The organism is Halopseudomonas sp. SMJS2, from assembly GCF_029866945.1.
Lineage (GTDB): Bacteria > Pseudomonadota > Gammaproteobacteria > Pseudomonadales > Pseudomonadaceae > Halopseudomonas > Halopseudomonas bauzanensis.
On the sequence record NZ_CP123445.1, the window covers coordinates 1151320 to 1165592 of the forward strand.

General features: G+C 62.5%; 15 protein-coding genes. 11 read left to right on the forward strand and 4 right to left on the reverse strand.

Annotated features, from left to right (window positions below; all coding sequences use genetic code 11):
- Position 1: 1 nt before the first annotated feature.
- Both minD and minC read right to left on the reverse strand, forming a co-directional pair.
- Positions 2 to 808, reverse strand: a complete 807-nt coding sequence (gene minD, locus QAO71_RS05495) for a septum site-determining protein MinD (protein WP_036990553.1) — start codon at positions 806 to 808, stop codon at positions 2 to 4.
- Between the two features lie 148 nt (positions 809 to 956).
- On the reverse strand, positions 957 to 1721 hold the full coding sequence (minC, locus tag QAO71_RS05500) for a septum site-determining protein MinC (RefSeq protein ID WP_036990552.1): 765 nt from the start codon (positions 1719 to 1721) through the stop codon (positions 957 to 959).
- Positions 1722 to 1881: 160 nt separating this feature from the next.
- Between minC and QAO71_RS05505 the strand changes: the two genes are divergently transcribed.
- Both QAO71_RS05505 and QAO71_RS05510 read left to right on the forward strand, forming a co-directional pair.
- On the forward strand, positions 1882 to 2844 hold the full coding sequence (locus QAO71_RS05505) for a lipid A biosynthesis lauroyl acyltransferase (RefSeq protein WP_280165465.1): 963 nt from the start codon (positions 1882 to 1884) through the stop codon (positions 2842 to 2844).
- Positions 2844 to 4046, forward strand: a complete 1203-nt coding sequence (locus tag QAO71_RS05510; RefSeq protein WP_280165466.1) for a patatin-like phospholipase family protein — start codon at positions 2844 to 2846, stop codon at positions 4044 to 4046. Before QAO71_RS05505 ends, QAO71_RS05510 begins: the two co-directional genes overlap by 1 nt.
- A gap of 102 nt (positions 4047 to 4148) precedes the next feature.
- On the opposite strand, the gene rapA is transcribed toward QAO71_RS05510, so the two are convergent.
- Positions 4149 to 6992, reverse strand: coding sequence for an RNA polymerase-associated protein RapA (gene rapA, locus QAO71_RS05515; RefSeq protein ID WP_036990550.1), 2844 nt, complete (start codon positions 6990 to 6992; stop codon positions 4149 to 4151).
- Between the two features lie 54 nt (positions 6993 to 7046).
- Positions 7047 to 7172, reverse strand: a complete 126-nt coding sequence (locus tag QAO71_RS05520) for a hypothetical protein (RefSeq protein WP_280165467.1) — start codon at positions 7170 to 7172, stop codon at positions 7047 to 7049.
- Positions 7173 to 7214: 42 nt separating this feature from the next.
- On the opposite strand from QAO71_RS05520, the gene QAO71_RS05525 reads away from it, so the two are divergent.
- The 9 genes from QAO71_RS05525 (at position 7215) to astA (ending at position 14231) form a co-directional block, all read left to right on the forward strand.
- Positions 7215 to 7493, forward strand: coding sequence for a hypothetical protein (locus QAO71_RS05525; protein WP_036990549.1), 279 nt, complete (start codon positions 7215 to 7217; stop codon positions 7491 to 7493).
- Between the two features lie 37 nt (positions 7494 to 7530).
- Positions 7531 to 7713 (forward strand): hypothetical protein, encoded by a 183-nt coding sequence (locus QAO71_RS05530; protein WP_036990548.1) that lies wholly within the window; start codon positions 7531 to 7533, stop codon positions 7711 to 7713.
- A 96-nt stretch (positions 7714 to 7809) separates the two neighbouring features.
- The gene (ccoM, locus tag QAO71_RS05535; RefSeq protein ID WP_036991130.1) at positions 7810 to 7932 is read left to right on the forward strand and encodes a cytochrome c oxidase subunit CcoM; all 123 of its coding nucleotides are present in this window, start codon (positions 7810 to 7812) and stop codon (positions 7930 to 7932) included.
- Between the two features lie 195 nt (positions 7933 to 8127).
- Complete coding sequence (locus QAO71_RS05540; RefSeq protein WP_280165468.1) at positions 8128 to 8766, forward strand: DTW domain-containing protein; 639 nt, start codon at positions 8128 to 8130, stop codon at positions 8764 to 8766.
- 134 nt (positions 8767 to 8900) lie between these two features.
- Entirely contained in the window at positions 8901 to 9719 is an 819-nt protein-coding gene (locus QAO71_RS05545; RefSeq protein ID WP_280165469.1) for an SDR family oxidoreductase, read from the forward strand.
- A 171-nt stretch (positions 9720 to 9890) separates the two neighbouring features.
- Positions 9891 to 10877, forward strand: coding sequence for a GlxA family transcriptional regulator (locus QAO71_RS05550; RefSeq protein ID WP_036990545.1), 987 nt, complete (start codon positions 9891 to 9893; stop codon positions 10875 to 10877).
- Positions 10878 to 10928: 51 nt separating this feature from the next.
- On the forward strand, positions 10929 to 12143 hold the full coding sequence (locus tag QAO71_RS05555) for an aspartate aminotransferase family protein (protein WP_036990544.1): 1215 nt from the start codon (positions 10929 to 10931) through the stop codon (positions 12141 to 12143).
- Positions 12144 to 12157: 14 nt separating this feature from the next.
- Positions 12158 to 13180 carry an arginine N-succinyltransferase gene (locus tag QAO71_RS05560; RefSeq protein WP_036990543.1) on the forward strand — a complete coding sequence of 341 codons (1023 nt, stop codon included), beginning with the start codon at positions 12158 to 12160 and terminating at the stop codon, positions 13178 to 13180.
- A gap of 1 nt (position 13181) precedes the next feature.
- On the forward strand, positions 13182 to 14231 hold the full coding sequence (gene astA / locus QAO71_RS05565; RefSeq protein WP_036990542.1) for an arginine N-succinyltransferase: 1050 nt from the start codon (positions 13182 to 13184) through the stop codon (positions 14229 to 14231).
- The last annotated feature ends 42 nt before the right edge of the window (positions 14232 to 14273 follow it).

A 14273-nucleotide genomic window follows, 5' to 3' on the forward strand; every position in this document is an offset into this window, starting at 1 on the left:
CTCATCCTCCGAACAGGCGCTTGAGCAGCCCTTTCTTCTGGGCTTCGAGGAAGCGGTGGGGCACTTCCTTGCCAAGCAGACGTTCGACGGCATCGCTGTAGGCCTGCCCGGCATCGCTCTTGTCATCCATGATCACCGGGATACCCTGGTTGGACGCCTTGAGTACGGCCTGGGATTCGGGAATCACCCCCAACAGCGGGATCGACAGAATGTCCTCGACATCGCTGACCGAAAGCATTTCGCCATTCTCGACGCGCTCCGGGCTGTAGCGGGTCAGCAGCAAGTGTTCCTTGATCTTCTCGCCCTGTTCGGAGCGGCGCGACTTGCTCGACAGCAGGCCGAGCATGCGGTCGGAGTCGCGCACGGAAGAGACTTCCGGGTTGGTCACGACAATGGCCTCATCGGCGAAGTACATCGCCAGGTGGGCGCCTTTCTCGATGCCGGCAGGGGAATCGCAGACGATGAAATCGAAGGTTTCCTTGAGCTGGTCGAGCACACCCTGCACCCCTTCCTGGGTCAGTGCGTCCTTGTCCCGGGTCTGGGAAGCAGGAAGGATGTACAGATTGTCGGAGCGCTTGTCCTTGATCAGCGTCTGATTGAGGTTCGAGTCGCCGTTGATCAGGTTGACGAAGTCATAGACTACGCGACGCTCGCAACCCATGATCAGGTCGAGGTTACGCAAACCTACGTCGAAATCGACGATGACTGTCTTGTATCCACGCAGAGCGAGTCCGGTACCGATGGCAGCGCTGGTAGTGGTTTTACCAACGCCCCCCTTGCCTGAGGTAATGACTAGGATCTTTGCCAAAATGACCTTCCTGACTGATCTTGAATTTGATTGTTAGGGTGCACCGGACAACCGGTGTTGCGTGCCATGTGTCCCGGCCTGCCTGGGACGCTCGCGATCGGCGTTGAGCCGCGGCTCATGGGCGTCCCGAATGGCTGAACAGTATCTGTCAAAGGGCTGCTATCTTCAAGATGTCACCTTCGAGTGATATCTGTACCGCCTCTTTCCATTGTTGCCGCCGCAGGTCCTCGGCCACCTTGTATTGCCCTGCCACTGACACCAGTTCGGCCTCCAGCGACTGGCAGAAAATGCGTGCCCTGGTGTCGCCTCTTACTCCCGCCAGGGCTCTGCCACGCAGCGGGCCATAGACGTGGATGTGCCCATCGGCAAGCAGCTCCGAGCCGGCACTGACCGGTGCCAGCACGACAAGGTCGCCGCCGCGGGCATAGACCTGCTGCCCGGAGCGCACCGGCTCGGTTATCACCCGGGTCGGAGTGGTATCTGCCGGCTGAGGTGCGGACACCGGAGCGGCCTCCGCTTGTTGGGCAACAGGTTGCGGCGCAGGTTCCGGCGCTTCGATTATTTTGTCACGGTTGCGCCCGGGAGGCAGCAGCACCAGGCTAGCCTGCTGCGCGAGCGGGCGAAACTGTTCGGCGCCACGCAGGGCTACCGGTTGCAGGCCATGATCCCGACAGATCCGCAGCAGCGCGATCAGCCCGGAGATATCCAGGTTATCGTCCAGTTTTTCCAGACTGATCAACACCGGCGTGTCCTGGAAGAAATTCGGCGCCTGTTCGACCTTCTCCGCCAGCTGTATGGCGAAGCGTTGTGGGGCCAGGTGAACCAGCTCCAACACTGTCATGGTCAGCATGCCGCCCTTCAGTTGGAAAACAGGGTCGGTATCGAGCAGGTCCAGATTTGTTTCAGAAGTCATGGCAGATCCATAGAGCGTTTGGTGGGCACACTTATATAGCCTGACATGTCCGACGGCAAGCCGAAACCGGTAACGGATCAGCCCGGCGCTTTGAGCCTGCGGTTTCCCATCTGGCAGGCGGCTTGGGTAGAATGGCTTTTTTTCAAACTATGGTTGTCTGATGACTCGTCCCGGTTTCAAAGCGGCATTGCTGCATCCACGTTATTGGCCCATGTGGCTTGGGCTGGGCCTGTTGTGGCTGGTGATCCACCTGCCGTTTGCCGTATTGCTGAAGCTGGGGCGCCTGCTCGGCTGGGGCATGTATCATCTGATGCGTGAGCGTCGGGAAATCGCCCGCATCAACCTGGAACTGTGCTTTCCGCAGTGGAGCGCGGAACAGCGTAACCGGGTGCTGCGCGAGAACTTCGCATCCAACGGCATCGCCCTGTTCGAGATGGCCATCGCCTGGTGGTGGCCGCCGCGGCGATTGGCGAAGCTGGCGCAGATCGAGGGGTTGGAGCATCTGCAGCAGGCCGCCGCGGCCGGGCAGGGTGTGGTGCTGATGTCGCTGCATTTCACCACCCTGGAAATCGGTGCGGCACTGCTCGGCCAGCGGGCGACGATCGACGGGATGTACCGCGAGCACCGCAACGCCGCGTTCGATTATGTCCAGCGGCGCGGGCGCGAGCGGCACAATGCCGATGCCATCGCCGTGGAGCGCGAGGATGTGCGCAGCATGCTCAAGTCGCTGCGCAAGGGTCGGGGGATCTGGTATGCACCGGATCAGGATTACGGTCGCAAGGCCAGTGTGTTCGTACCGCTGTTCGGTATTCCGGCCGCGACCGTCACCGCCACTGCTACCTTCGCCCGGCTGGGCAAGGCTCGGGTGGTGCCTTTTACCCAGACCCGGCTGCCCGGGGCCCAGGGCTATCGGCTGACCGTGCATCCGCCGCTGGCGAACTTCCCTCAGGGTGATGAAGAAGCCGATGCGCTGCGCATCAATCAATGGGTGGAGCAGGAGATTCTGCGCCAGCCCGAGCAGTACATGTGGGTGCACCGACGCTTCAAGACCCGCCCGGAAGGCGAAGCGCGTCCCTATCCCAAGCGCCAGCGCAGGCGGCGCAAGCGCAAGAGTCGCAACTGATGCTGCAGGCCGGACCGGGCAGGGATGATTGTCTGGCGCTGATCCTTTCCGGCGGCGGTGCCCGGGCAGCCTATCAGGTCGGTGTGATGGCAGCGATTGCCGAGCTGACGCCGCAGCACACGCCGAACCCGTTCCCGATCATCTGCGGTACCTCGGCCGGGGCAATCAACGCCCTGGCGTTGGCGACCCATGCCGGTAATCTGCACTCGGCAGTAGAGAGCATGTTGGAGGTCTGGTCGGAGTTTCGCAGTCATCATGTGATGCGGACCGACTGGCCGGGGCTGTTGGCACAGGCCTGGCGCTGGAGCCGCACCAACCTGCTCGGCAGCTCTGCCGGAGAGGCGACTACCGCGCTGTTGGACAATCGGCCGCTGCGGCGCCTGCTGGAGGCGCGCATGCGTTTCGGCTGCATCGAAGAGGCGTTGCAGGCGGGCCAGTTGCGGGCAATTTCAGTCAGCGCCTTCGATTACCGCAGCTCGCAGTCGGTGTACTTCTATCAGGGGCGTGAGCGGATCACGCCGTGGCGGCGACACCGGCGCATCGGTGTACAGACCCGGCTGGGGTTGGATCATCTGATGGCCTCCACGGCGATCCCGCTGCTGTTTCCGCCGGTCCTGCTCAACCGCGCCTGGTACGGCGATGGTGCGGTGCGCCAGCAGTCGCCATTGAGCCCGGCTCTGCATCTGGGGGCGAACAAGGTCCTCGTGATCGGCGTGACCCATCATGGTCAGACACCGGCGGCTGGTCAGCCCGGCCCGGTGCTACAGACACCGGCGCCGCCCAGCCTGGCACAGCTGGGCGGGCATCTTCTGCACAGTACCTTTATCGATAATCTGGAAACCGATCTGGAGCAGCTGGAGCGGATGAATCGCCTGGCCGCCTACCAGCCGTTCGCCATGCGCAGCGGCGACCATGGCGTGCGGCATGTGGATGTGCTGGTGATCTCACCCAGCGAGCCAGTGGACCTGATTGCCGCCCGCCACCGGGCCGCATTGCCGGCCGGGCTGCGCCTGTTCCTGCGCGGCAGTGGCGCGACCCGCTCCTCAGGCAGTGACCTGTTGAGTTATCTGCTGTTCGAGGCGGAATACTGCAATGAGTTGATCGCCCTGGGGCGCCGCGATGCGCTGGCGCAGGCGGATGATCTGCGGCGGTTTCTGGGGTTTGCGGAGACCGGAGCAGGCGCGACGCACGGCCAGCTGTAGACGCCCCGAGGCGGGAGTGGTGTTGGTGGGAGCGGCTTTGGCCGCGAAGCTGTTCCGCCAGCCTGCTCGCGGGCACGCCCCGCTCCCACATATTGTGGGCGGTTAGCCCACTACCAGAATGCGCAGCGCATCCAATCGGATTTTCGCTTGGTGCAGGACTTCCACGCCGCGTTGACGCTGTTGCTCGAGGGCGTCGATCTCGCTCTGGCGCACCAGCGGGTTGACCTGCTGCAGCGCCTTGAGGCGATTGATCTCCTCGTCCAGGTCGGTAGTGAAGCGGGTCGAGGCCTGTTCCACCAGCTCGGCATGCTGCATATCGGCGAGCGCCTCGGCGCGATCCAGCAGGCGTTCGACCTCGTCGCGCTGGGTCTTGGCAATCTTGCTGGCCAGGTGCTTGGGCAAGCCGTCGATCTGCGCTTCCAGGGTTTCGAAGGCAACCTTGGATGCCAGGTCATTGCCACTGATATCCAGCAGGCAGCGTACCGGGGTCGGTGGCAGATAGCGCTGCAGTTGCAGCGCACGCGGACCAATCGCTTCGCTGACGAACAGGCATTCCAGCAGCATGGTGCCGGGTTTCAAGGCCTTGTTCTTCAGCAGCGCTACCGAGCTGTTGCCCATACTGCCGGACAGCACCAGATCCATGCCGCCCTGCAGCATGGGATGTTCCCAGGTGATGAACTGCATGTCCTCGCGAGACAGCGCAGTGTCGCGATCATAGGTAATGGTCACGCCTTCGTCGTCACCCAGCGGGAAGCCGGCATCAAGCATGCGCTCGCCGGGGCGCAGCACCAGAGCGTTGTCCGAGTGGTCTTCGCTATCGATACCGAACACGTCGAACAGCCGTTCCATGTAGATCGGCAGCTGGATATCCCGGTCCTGCTTCTCAATGGTGTCGATCAGGCGCTGGGCCTCGCCGGTATGACCGCGCGAATGCAACTCCAGCAGGCGGTCGCGGCCGTTGTGCAGTTCCGCTTCGAGTGCGGCGCGTGCTTGCTGTGCGCTGGTGATCAGCGCCTGCCATTGCTCGTCCTGCGGTTGTTCCAGCTGTTGCTGGAGCGCTGCGCCGTATTCCTGCTGGAGCGCGTTGCCAGTCGGGCAGGTGGCGCGGAAGGCGTTGAGCGCCTGATCGTACCACTGGAACAGCCGCTGCTGGGCGGTGCCTTCCAGATAGGGCACATGCAGTTGGATGACATTCTTCTGGCCGATCCGATCGAGGCGACCAATGCGCTGTTCCAGCAGATCGGGGTGCGCCGGCAGGTCGAACATGACCAGATGATGAGCGAACTGGAAGTTGCGTCCCTCGCTGCCGATTTCCGAGCAGATCATTACCTGGGCGCCGAATTCCTCGTCGGCAAAGAAGGCGGCGGCGCGGTCGCGCTCGATGATGCTCATGCCCTGGTGGAACACGGTGGCGGGGATGCCGCTGCGGATACGCAGGGCATCGTTCACGTCCAGCGCCGTTTCGGCGTGGGCGCAGATCACCAGTACCTTGGCATGCTTGAGCATCTTCAGGGTATCGATCAGCCAGTCGACACGGGGGTCGTCCTGCCACCAGGCGGTTTCCGCCGGCTCGAACTCATCCTGCAGGCCGACTTCCGGATACAGCGTGTCGCACCCGGCAAGATCCTGGTAGAGCGCCGGGCAGGGCAGCGGATAGGCGTGCAACTCGCGCTCGGGGAAGCCGCTGATCACCGCACGGGTGTTGCGGTAGAGCACGCGGCCGGTGCCGTGGCGGTCGAGCAACTGGCGGACCAGGCTGCGGCGCGCCTCGGCTGCGGCCTCTCCACCGGCCTGCACTGCATCGAGCAGGGACTCGGCGCTGTCACCCAGCCATTGGCTGATGACCTGGCGGTTGGCCGCGGCCAGTTCCTCGGTATCCAGTAATTGTTGCACGGCTTCGGCTACCGGCTGATAACGGGCGGTCTCGTCGCGGAAGGCCTGCAGGTCGTGGAAACGGTCCGGATCAAGCAGGCGCAGGCGGGCAAAGTGGCTGGCCTGGCCGAGCTGTTCCGGCGTGGCGGTCAACAACAGTACAGCGGGGATCTGGCCGGCCAGTTGCTCCACCAGATTGTATTCGGGGCTGGCCGCCTCTTCATGCCAGACCAGGTGGTGGGCTTCGTCCACTACCAGCAGATCCCAGTCACTGGCCTGCAGCCACTGAGCGGCCTTGTCGTCTTCCAGCAGGAATTCCAGTGACACCAGGGCCAGCTGTTCTTCCTCGAAGGGGTTTTCTTCGGCACCCGCACAGCGGTCGCTGTTGAACAGGGCGAAACGCAGGTTGAAGCGGCGCAGCATCTCGACCAGCCACTGATGCTGCAGGTTTTCCGGTACCACGATCAGCACCCGGCGCACCCGGCCAGTCTGGATCTGGCGATGAATGACCAGGCCGGCCTCGATGGTCTTGCCCAGGCCTACTTCGTCGGCCAGCAGTACGCGTGGGGCGACGCGGTCGGCAACATCCCGGGCGATATGCAGCTGATGAGCGATCGGCTGGGTGCGAACCCCGGCCAGGCCCAGCAGTGCCGAGCGCTGGATGCGGCAATAATGGCGCAGGCTCTCATAGCGCAGGCCGAACCAGGGCAGGGGGTCGATCTGGCTGGCGAACAGGCGGTCGCTGGCCAGCCGGAACTGAATGAAGTTGTCCAGCATGGTTTCGGCGAATTCGGCGCTGCTGCCGTCGTCGCGCAATCCGCGATAATGCAACAGGCCGTCTTTCTCGGTCACGTCGCTGACCGTCAGGCTCCAACCCTCATGATGGGTGATGCTGTCGCCAGGGCTGAATCGCACACGGGTCAGCGGAGCATTGCGCATGGCATAGTGGCGGGTCTCGCCGCTGGCAGTGAAGAGCATGACTACCAACCGGCCATCCTGTGATAACACCGTACCCAGTCCCAGTTCCGATTCGCTGTCACTGACCCAGCGTTGCCCCGGGGTAAATACTGTCATGCCTCACTCCTGCCCATGCGTAAAGGGCGCATATGGTACCCGATACCGGAGTGCTCACAAACCGTTGATGGCATGGTTTATTTCCGCACCGATCGGCGTCGGGCTGATAGCAGAAATATCGTTCTGTGATGTGCTGCGCATTGCATGCAGTAAAAAACCGCCTTTGACGGCCGATAACATCAGTACCATCCTTGGTATGTACGACACGCACAGGTAAGACCCATGCTCATCCCGAACCTTCCGCCAGCCGGCGCCCAGCAAGATGCATTCAAGCCTGATCGCAAGATCAGGCCGGGTGCGATCGAGGGTGTGCCTGGAGATCCGTTATCGGAGCTGCCGGTGGATGACAGCGGCTCAAAGGGTGGCCACCAGCAGTCAGCCGGCGAGCAACCGAGTCCAGCTCCCGAACTCGAGAGCGAACAGCCGCCTGCTGTGAAAGCTGCGCCGGGCGGCGCAGCGGACCTGCCGCGCAAGGGCCTGCTGGTTGACATCCGGGCGTGAGACGGTGGTAGGCTTGCTGCTGTCCTGAGGAGTGCGCATGTCCGACCAGCCCGAGTCAGCCCCGGTTATCGATCTTGCCGAAGCGCGGCGCAGCCGGCTGCACGATATCCACGAAGCGCGCCTACTCAAGGTGCGCGCCGCCTTTGAAAAAGCCCTGCCGCTACCCGCTCCGCCCAAGCCTACCCGTAAGAAAAAAGCCAGAAAGCCGAAAAAGCGCTGAAATATTGCGATTAATTGATCCCGGTCAATCAACCGGATGAAGCTCATGGGTATTCTGCAACCATACACGGACATACATGGAAGCGGAGATGCCCTCATGTTTATCGATGATGCAGTGATTGCCGGTTTGTTGACTGTGGGTCTGATGGTCATTTTCCTGGCCGGGGTGGGCGTTTTCATCTACCAGGATGCGCGCAAGAGCAGCAAGAAGAATCCCTGATTCCACTGATTTCGAGAGTTCCGACCAGCGGTGCACGATCTCGGAACCTGCAAATGAGCATGGCTCGCAAGGCCTTTGGCGGTTACCTTCTGGTGACCGCCTTTTTTATTTTCCTGGCTGCATCGGGCGCTCCAGCCTGGGCTTGGGTTGGTTGCCAGGCTAGACTTGTCCGGTCCTGATCACCTGAGCCGGTTCATGTCTGATCCTTCCTGTCCTCCTGTTGTGGCCGCACGGCGGCGATGCGCCCGATGCCTGCGGCCGGCAGGATATTGCCTGTGTCATCTGCTGCCGCACATTGCGGCGCGTACGCAGATTCTGGTCATCCAGCATCCGGATGAGCAGCGTCATGCACTGAATACTGCTCGTCTGTTGGTCGCGGGGCTGGCCGACGCCGAGCTGCTGGTAGCCGAGCGGCTTTCCGAACAGCGGTGTGAGCAACTGCTCGATGCCGCCTGGCGTACCGAGTTGCTGTTTCCTGGGCACGGCGCATCGCCGCTGCAGCCGACCACCGTCGATGAGCGTCCCCGCCGGTTGGTCCTGCTGGACGGCACCTGGCGCAAGGCGCGCAAGCTGCTGTATTTGAATCCGGTGCTGCAACAGTTGCCACAGGTTGCGCTGCCGGAAGGGTTGCGTAGTCGCTATCGGTTACGCAAGGCCCCCTCCGCTGGGGCGTTGTCGACCATCGAAGCGGGCATGCAGGCGTTGCAGATGCTCGAGCCGGACGTGGACTTCAGCCCGCTGCTGGCGCCTTTCGATGCCCTGATCGAAGGGCAGATCCGCGCCATGGGCGAGGCGGTCTACCAGCGTAATCATGAAAAACCACGGCCCGACTGAACCCGCCCCATTCGTGACAGTGATTTTGGTGTTTTCCGCTCCTCTCCGGTTCGCGACCCCGCTAGACTGAAAAAATGAACGGCTTGATACAAAAACAATAATTGACTCGCTGGTGTGTGGTTAACGGAGGCGGTATGCGAAAGACAGGTATGCGGGTAGTGATTACGGGCGCGGGCAGTGGGTTGGGGCGTGAGCTGGCGTTGCGTTATGCGCGGGAAGGCGCGCGCCTGGCGTTGGCCGATATCCAGGAAGAGGGGCTCGGCGAGACGTTGCGCCTGGCCGAGGAGGCCGGCGGCAGCGGTTTTACCCGTCGCTGTGATGTGCGTGACTACAGTCAGTTGGCGGCCCTGGCCCAGAGCTGTGAAGAAGTAATGCAGGGTGTGGACGTGCTGATCAACAACGCGGGCGTGGCCTCGGGTGGCTGGTTCGAGGAGTTGTCGCTGGAAGATTGGGAATGGCAGATCAGCATCAACCTGATGGGTGTGGTCAAGGGGTGCAAGGCCTTCGTCCCCATGCTGTTGTCCCAGGGCAGCGGCCGCATCATCAATATCGCTTCCATGGCCGCGCTGATGCAGGCGCCGGGCATGAGCAATTACAACGTCGCCAAAGCCGGTGTGGTGGCGTTGTCGGAAAGCCTGTTATGTGAGCTGCAGCCCAAGGATGTGCAGGTCAACGTAGTCTGCCCGTCGTTCTTCCAGACCAACCTGCTGAGTTCCTTTCGTGGGCCGGACAGCGAGTCCCGGGACGATATCGCCAAGCTGCTGGAAAGCTCGCCCATTTCGGCGGCGGAGATCGCTGACATCATCTACCGGGAAAGTAGTGCGGGTACCTTCATGATCCTGCCCCATGACAAGGGTCGTGAAGCCTGGGCTATCAAGCAGGCCCAGCCGCAGGTTATCTACGATGAGATGGCGCGCCTGGCGGTGAAGAAGATGTCCGCATCGGGCAACTGAACAGCTCGAGGCAACAGCAAGGGAGGCATTCAGGTATGCCTCCCTTTTTTTGTTGTTCCTGTTTCGTCCTGCGGTGTCAAGACCCGCGGCATGTGGCACAATGCAGTCCTGAATTTGAATCGGGATCAGGCGAAACATGGGGCGTTTCCACTGCCACAAGCGGGTCGACGAATGACAGCTGAAGTGCGCCGTATGGCGTTCCTGCTGTGGCCTGGCTGTCATCCGGCGATTCTCATGCCGGCGCTGGCGGTGCTGCGTTCGGCCAACCGCATGGCGGAAACCACCCTTTACCAGATCGAATGCTTCACGCTGGATGACGAGCCCATTGTCTCGCCGGAAGGCTGGGAGCTGCCGGCGCGGCGTTGGGACACGGCGGAGCGTGACGTGTCGCAGCTGTGGTTGGTTGCTGATGCCGACCGCCTGCCCACCTCGGTGAGCCCGACGCTGGTATTGCAGCTGCGTTCGCTGTCCCGCGAGGGCGTGGTGCTGGGGGCGCTGGAGGAGGGGGTCTTTCCCCTGGCCATGGCTGGGCTGCTGGACGGCCATCGCTGCGCCGTGCACTGGCGGCTGCTTGAGGACTTTCGCGAACGCTTTCCCGCAGTGCAGGCCGGTACCCGGCTGTTCGAACAGGATGAAGGGCGACTGAGCAGCAGTGGCTGCGCCATCACCGATCTGTTTCTAACCCTGGTCAACGAACATCACGGCGCGGATCTGGCGGCGCTGGCCGCTGAGGATCTCAATGTCGAGCGCATCCGTGATGGCAGTGAGCAGCAGCGGGTACCCCTGCGCAACCGGCTGGGCAGTACCCATCCGAAGCTCACCCAGGCAGTGATCCTGATGGAGTCGAATATCGAGGAGCCGCTTACCACCGATGAGATTGCCCGGCATGTCTGTGTGTCCCGGCGGCAACTGGAGCGGATCTTCAAGCAGTATTTGAACAGCGTACCCTCGCAGTATTATCTGGAGCTGCGCTTGAACCGGGCACGGCAGATGCTGCAGCAGACCAGCAAGTCGATCATCCAGATCGGGCTGTCCTGCGGCTTCTCCTCGGGACCGCATTTTTCCAGCGCCTACCGCAACTGTTTTGGTGTCACTCCACGTGAGGACAGAAACCAATACCGTGCCCAGCAGGCGCAGGATGGCCGGGTCAGCCTATAACCGACCGTATCATTACCCGCCGCCATGGCGAATACAGGAGAGTGAGAGGAAATGTCGCAGTCAATGCAGGTCAGTCGCGCCGATTTCGATCGGTTGATGGTACCCAACTATGCCCCCGTGGACATGCTCCCGGTGCGTGGCGACGGGTCGCGACTGTGGGATCAGCAGGGCCGCGATTACATCGACCTGGCCGGTGGTATTGCGGTCAATGCGCTGGGACATGCCCATCCGCAGCTGGTCGAGGCGCTGACCGAACAGGCGCAGAAGCTCTGGCATGTGTCCAACATCATGACCAACGAGCCGGCGTTGCGTCTGGCCGGCAAGCTGGTGGCGGCGACTTTTGCCGACAAGGTGTTGTTCGTCAACTCCGGTGCCGAGGCCAACGAGGCGGCATTCAAGCTGGCGCGGCGCTGGGCGCATGAGCAGGTTGGGCCGGACAAGCACGAGATCATCGCCTGCAGCAACAGTTTCCATGGCCGGACCCTGTTCACCGTCAGCGTCGGGGGCCAGCCCAAGTATTCCCAGGGTTTCGGCCCGGCGATCACCGGTATCAGCCACGTGCCCTACAACGATATCGCCGCCCTCGAAGCGCAGATTTCCGCGCGCACCTGTGCCGTGGTGATCGAGCCGGTGCAGGGTGAAGGCGGGGTGATTCCGGCGACGGCCGAGTATCTTCAGGCTGTGCGCGCACTGTGCGACAAGCACAATGCGCTGCTGATCTTTGATGAAGTGCAAAGCGGCATGGGTCGTACCGGCAAGCTGTATGCCTATATGCACAGTGGTGTCGCGCCAGACATTCTGACCAGCGCCAAGGGCATCGGCGGAGGCTTCCCGATTGCCGCGATGTTGACCACCGACCGGGTGGCCCCGGCGCTGTCCGTCGGCAGCCACGGCAGCACCTACGGCGGCAATCCACTGGGTTGTGCGGTGGCCGAGAAGGTACTGGATATCATCAATACGCCCCAGGTACTGGATGGTGTTGGCGAACGTCAGGCGCAACTGACTGCGGGCCTGCGTCAGTTGTCGGACGAACTCGGTGTGTTTTCCGACATCCGCGGCCAGGGATTGCTGATCGGTGCCGTACTGGCCGAGCGCTGGCGCGGCCAGGCGGGCCAGGTAATGAAGTTGGCCCAGGAAGAAGGCCTGCTGGTATTGCAGGCGGGCGCCGATGTTGTTCGCTTCGCCCCCAGCCTGATCATTCCCGAAGCGGATATCCGTGAGGGGTTGGGGCGGTTGCGGTCCGCGCTGCTGCGCCTGGTCGGATAAACCGGAGGCTTGCCATGCTCATCCAGCGCCTGTGTACCTTGGCCGATCTGCCCGAAATAGAACGCCTGGCCATTGCCAGTCCGGTGGGGATTACCTCCCTGCCGGCGAACAGCGAGCAGCTGGCGGTGATCATCGAGGGCAGCGAGGCAGCGACGGATGAGACGGTTACCTTCACTGGTGAAGAACGCTATTTCTTCGTCCTTGAAGACCTGGAGACCGGCCGTCTTGCCGGTTGCAGCAGCATCATGTCGGCGGCTGGGTTCAGTCAGCCGTTCCACACCTTCCGCAACGATATCTTCATGCATGCGTCCCGCGAGCTGGGCTTGCACAACCGCATGCATGTCCTGTCGCTGTGTCATGACCTGACCGGCCACAGCCTGCTCACCGGTTTCTATCTGGATACGCCCTGGAAGGGCGACTATGCGACGCTCAAGCTCAATGCCTGCGGGCGGCTGCTGTTCATGGCCTCGCACCCGCAACGTTTTGCCGAATCCACTGCGGTGGAGATTTCCGGGGTCTGCGATGAGCAGGGCAATTCGCCGTTCTGGGACGGTCTGGGTCGGCACTTCTTCGATGTCGACTACCGCGAGGCCGAGCGCCTGAGCGGCAGCCACGGCCGGGGTCTGTTGGCGGAGCTGATGCCGGGCTATCCGATCTACGTGTCCATGCTGCCGGACGCGACCCAGGAAGTGATCGGGCAGGTACGCCCGGCGTCGCAGGTGGTCTACGACATCCTCATGCAGGAAGGGTTCGAGACCGACAATTACGTGGATATCTTCGATGGCGGCCCGGTCGTGCAGGCCAAGAGCGCCGAGCTGACCTCGGTACGTGGCAGCGAAGTGGCAACGGTGCACATCGGCCAGCCGGCTGCGGCTACCGGCACCTGGCTGGTGGCCAACGAGAAGATACGCGATTTCCGCTCCTGCCTGTGCGAGCTGGCCTGGCAACCGGGCGAGCCCGTGACCTTGGATGCCCGTCTGGCCGAGCTGCTGAAAGTGACCGAAGGTGACACGATCCGTTTGATTGGAGGTGCCTGACATGCTGGTGCGTGCAGCGCGAATGGACGATCTGCCGGCTTTGCTGGAGCTGGCCTCGGGCGTGGGGTCGGGCTTGACCAGCCTGCCGGCCAGCGAGGAGCGGCTGAGCCGACGGCTACAGACGGTAACGGCGAGCTTTGCCGGCGAGCTGCCAAATGCGGATGCCGATTACCTGTTCGTGCTCGAGGATGGTGATGGTCAGGTGGTGGGCACCAGCGGCATGGTCGCCGCCGCGGGTTTGCGCGAGCCCTGGTACAGCTACCGGGTGGGCCTGACGGTGACCGCCAATCGGGAGCTGGATGTCTATCGTCAACAACCGACACTGTTCCTGAATAACGATCTGACCGGCGCGACGGCGCTGTGCTCCCTGTATCTGAGCGTGCCCCACCGGCATAGCCTGAATGGGCGTCTGCTGTCCAAGGCACGCTTCATTCATATGGCGGAATTCGGCAATGACTTCTCGCCGCGCATCATCGCGGAAATCCGCGGGCTGTCGGACCGGCAGGGGCGTTCGCCGTTCTGGGACAGCCTGGGCCGGCATTTCTTTCGCATGGATTTTGCCCGAGCCGATTACCTGACCGGGACCGGCAGCAAGACATTCATTGCCGAGATGATGCCGAAATTCCCGCTGTATACCTGCTTCCTCAGTCAGGAGGCGCGGGACGCCATTGCGCGAGTGCATCCGGATTCGGAGCCGGCGCTGGCCATGCTCACCGAGGAAGGGCTGAATTATCAGGGGTATATCGATATCTTTGATGGCGGGATCACCATCGAGGCGCCGCGCAACCAGGTGCGCAGCATCCATGAAAGCCAACAGCTGATATTGGCCACCGGCACGCCGGGGGATGATGCCCAGACGTACCTGGTGCATAACCGGGAGCGCGACAAGTGCCGTATCACCGCAGCGGCTGGCCGCATCGCTGCGGGCAGCCTGGTGGTGGCGCCGGAAACCGCCGAGCTGCTGCGTCTGCGTGCCGGCGCGCCGGTACGTGCCGTGGCGCTGGTCGGTGCGGCGGATGGGGTGGCCGATCCTTACGCGGGCATGTCCTGACCGCGCGACGCAACATTAATCGCTCCGATAGATACAAACGAA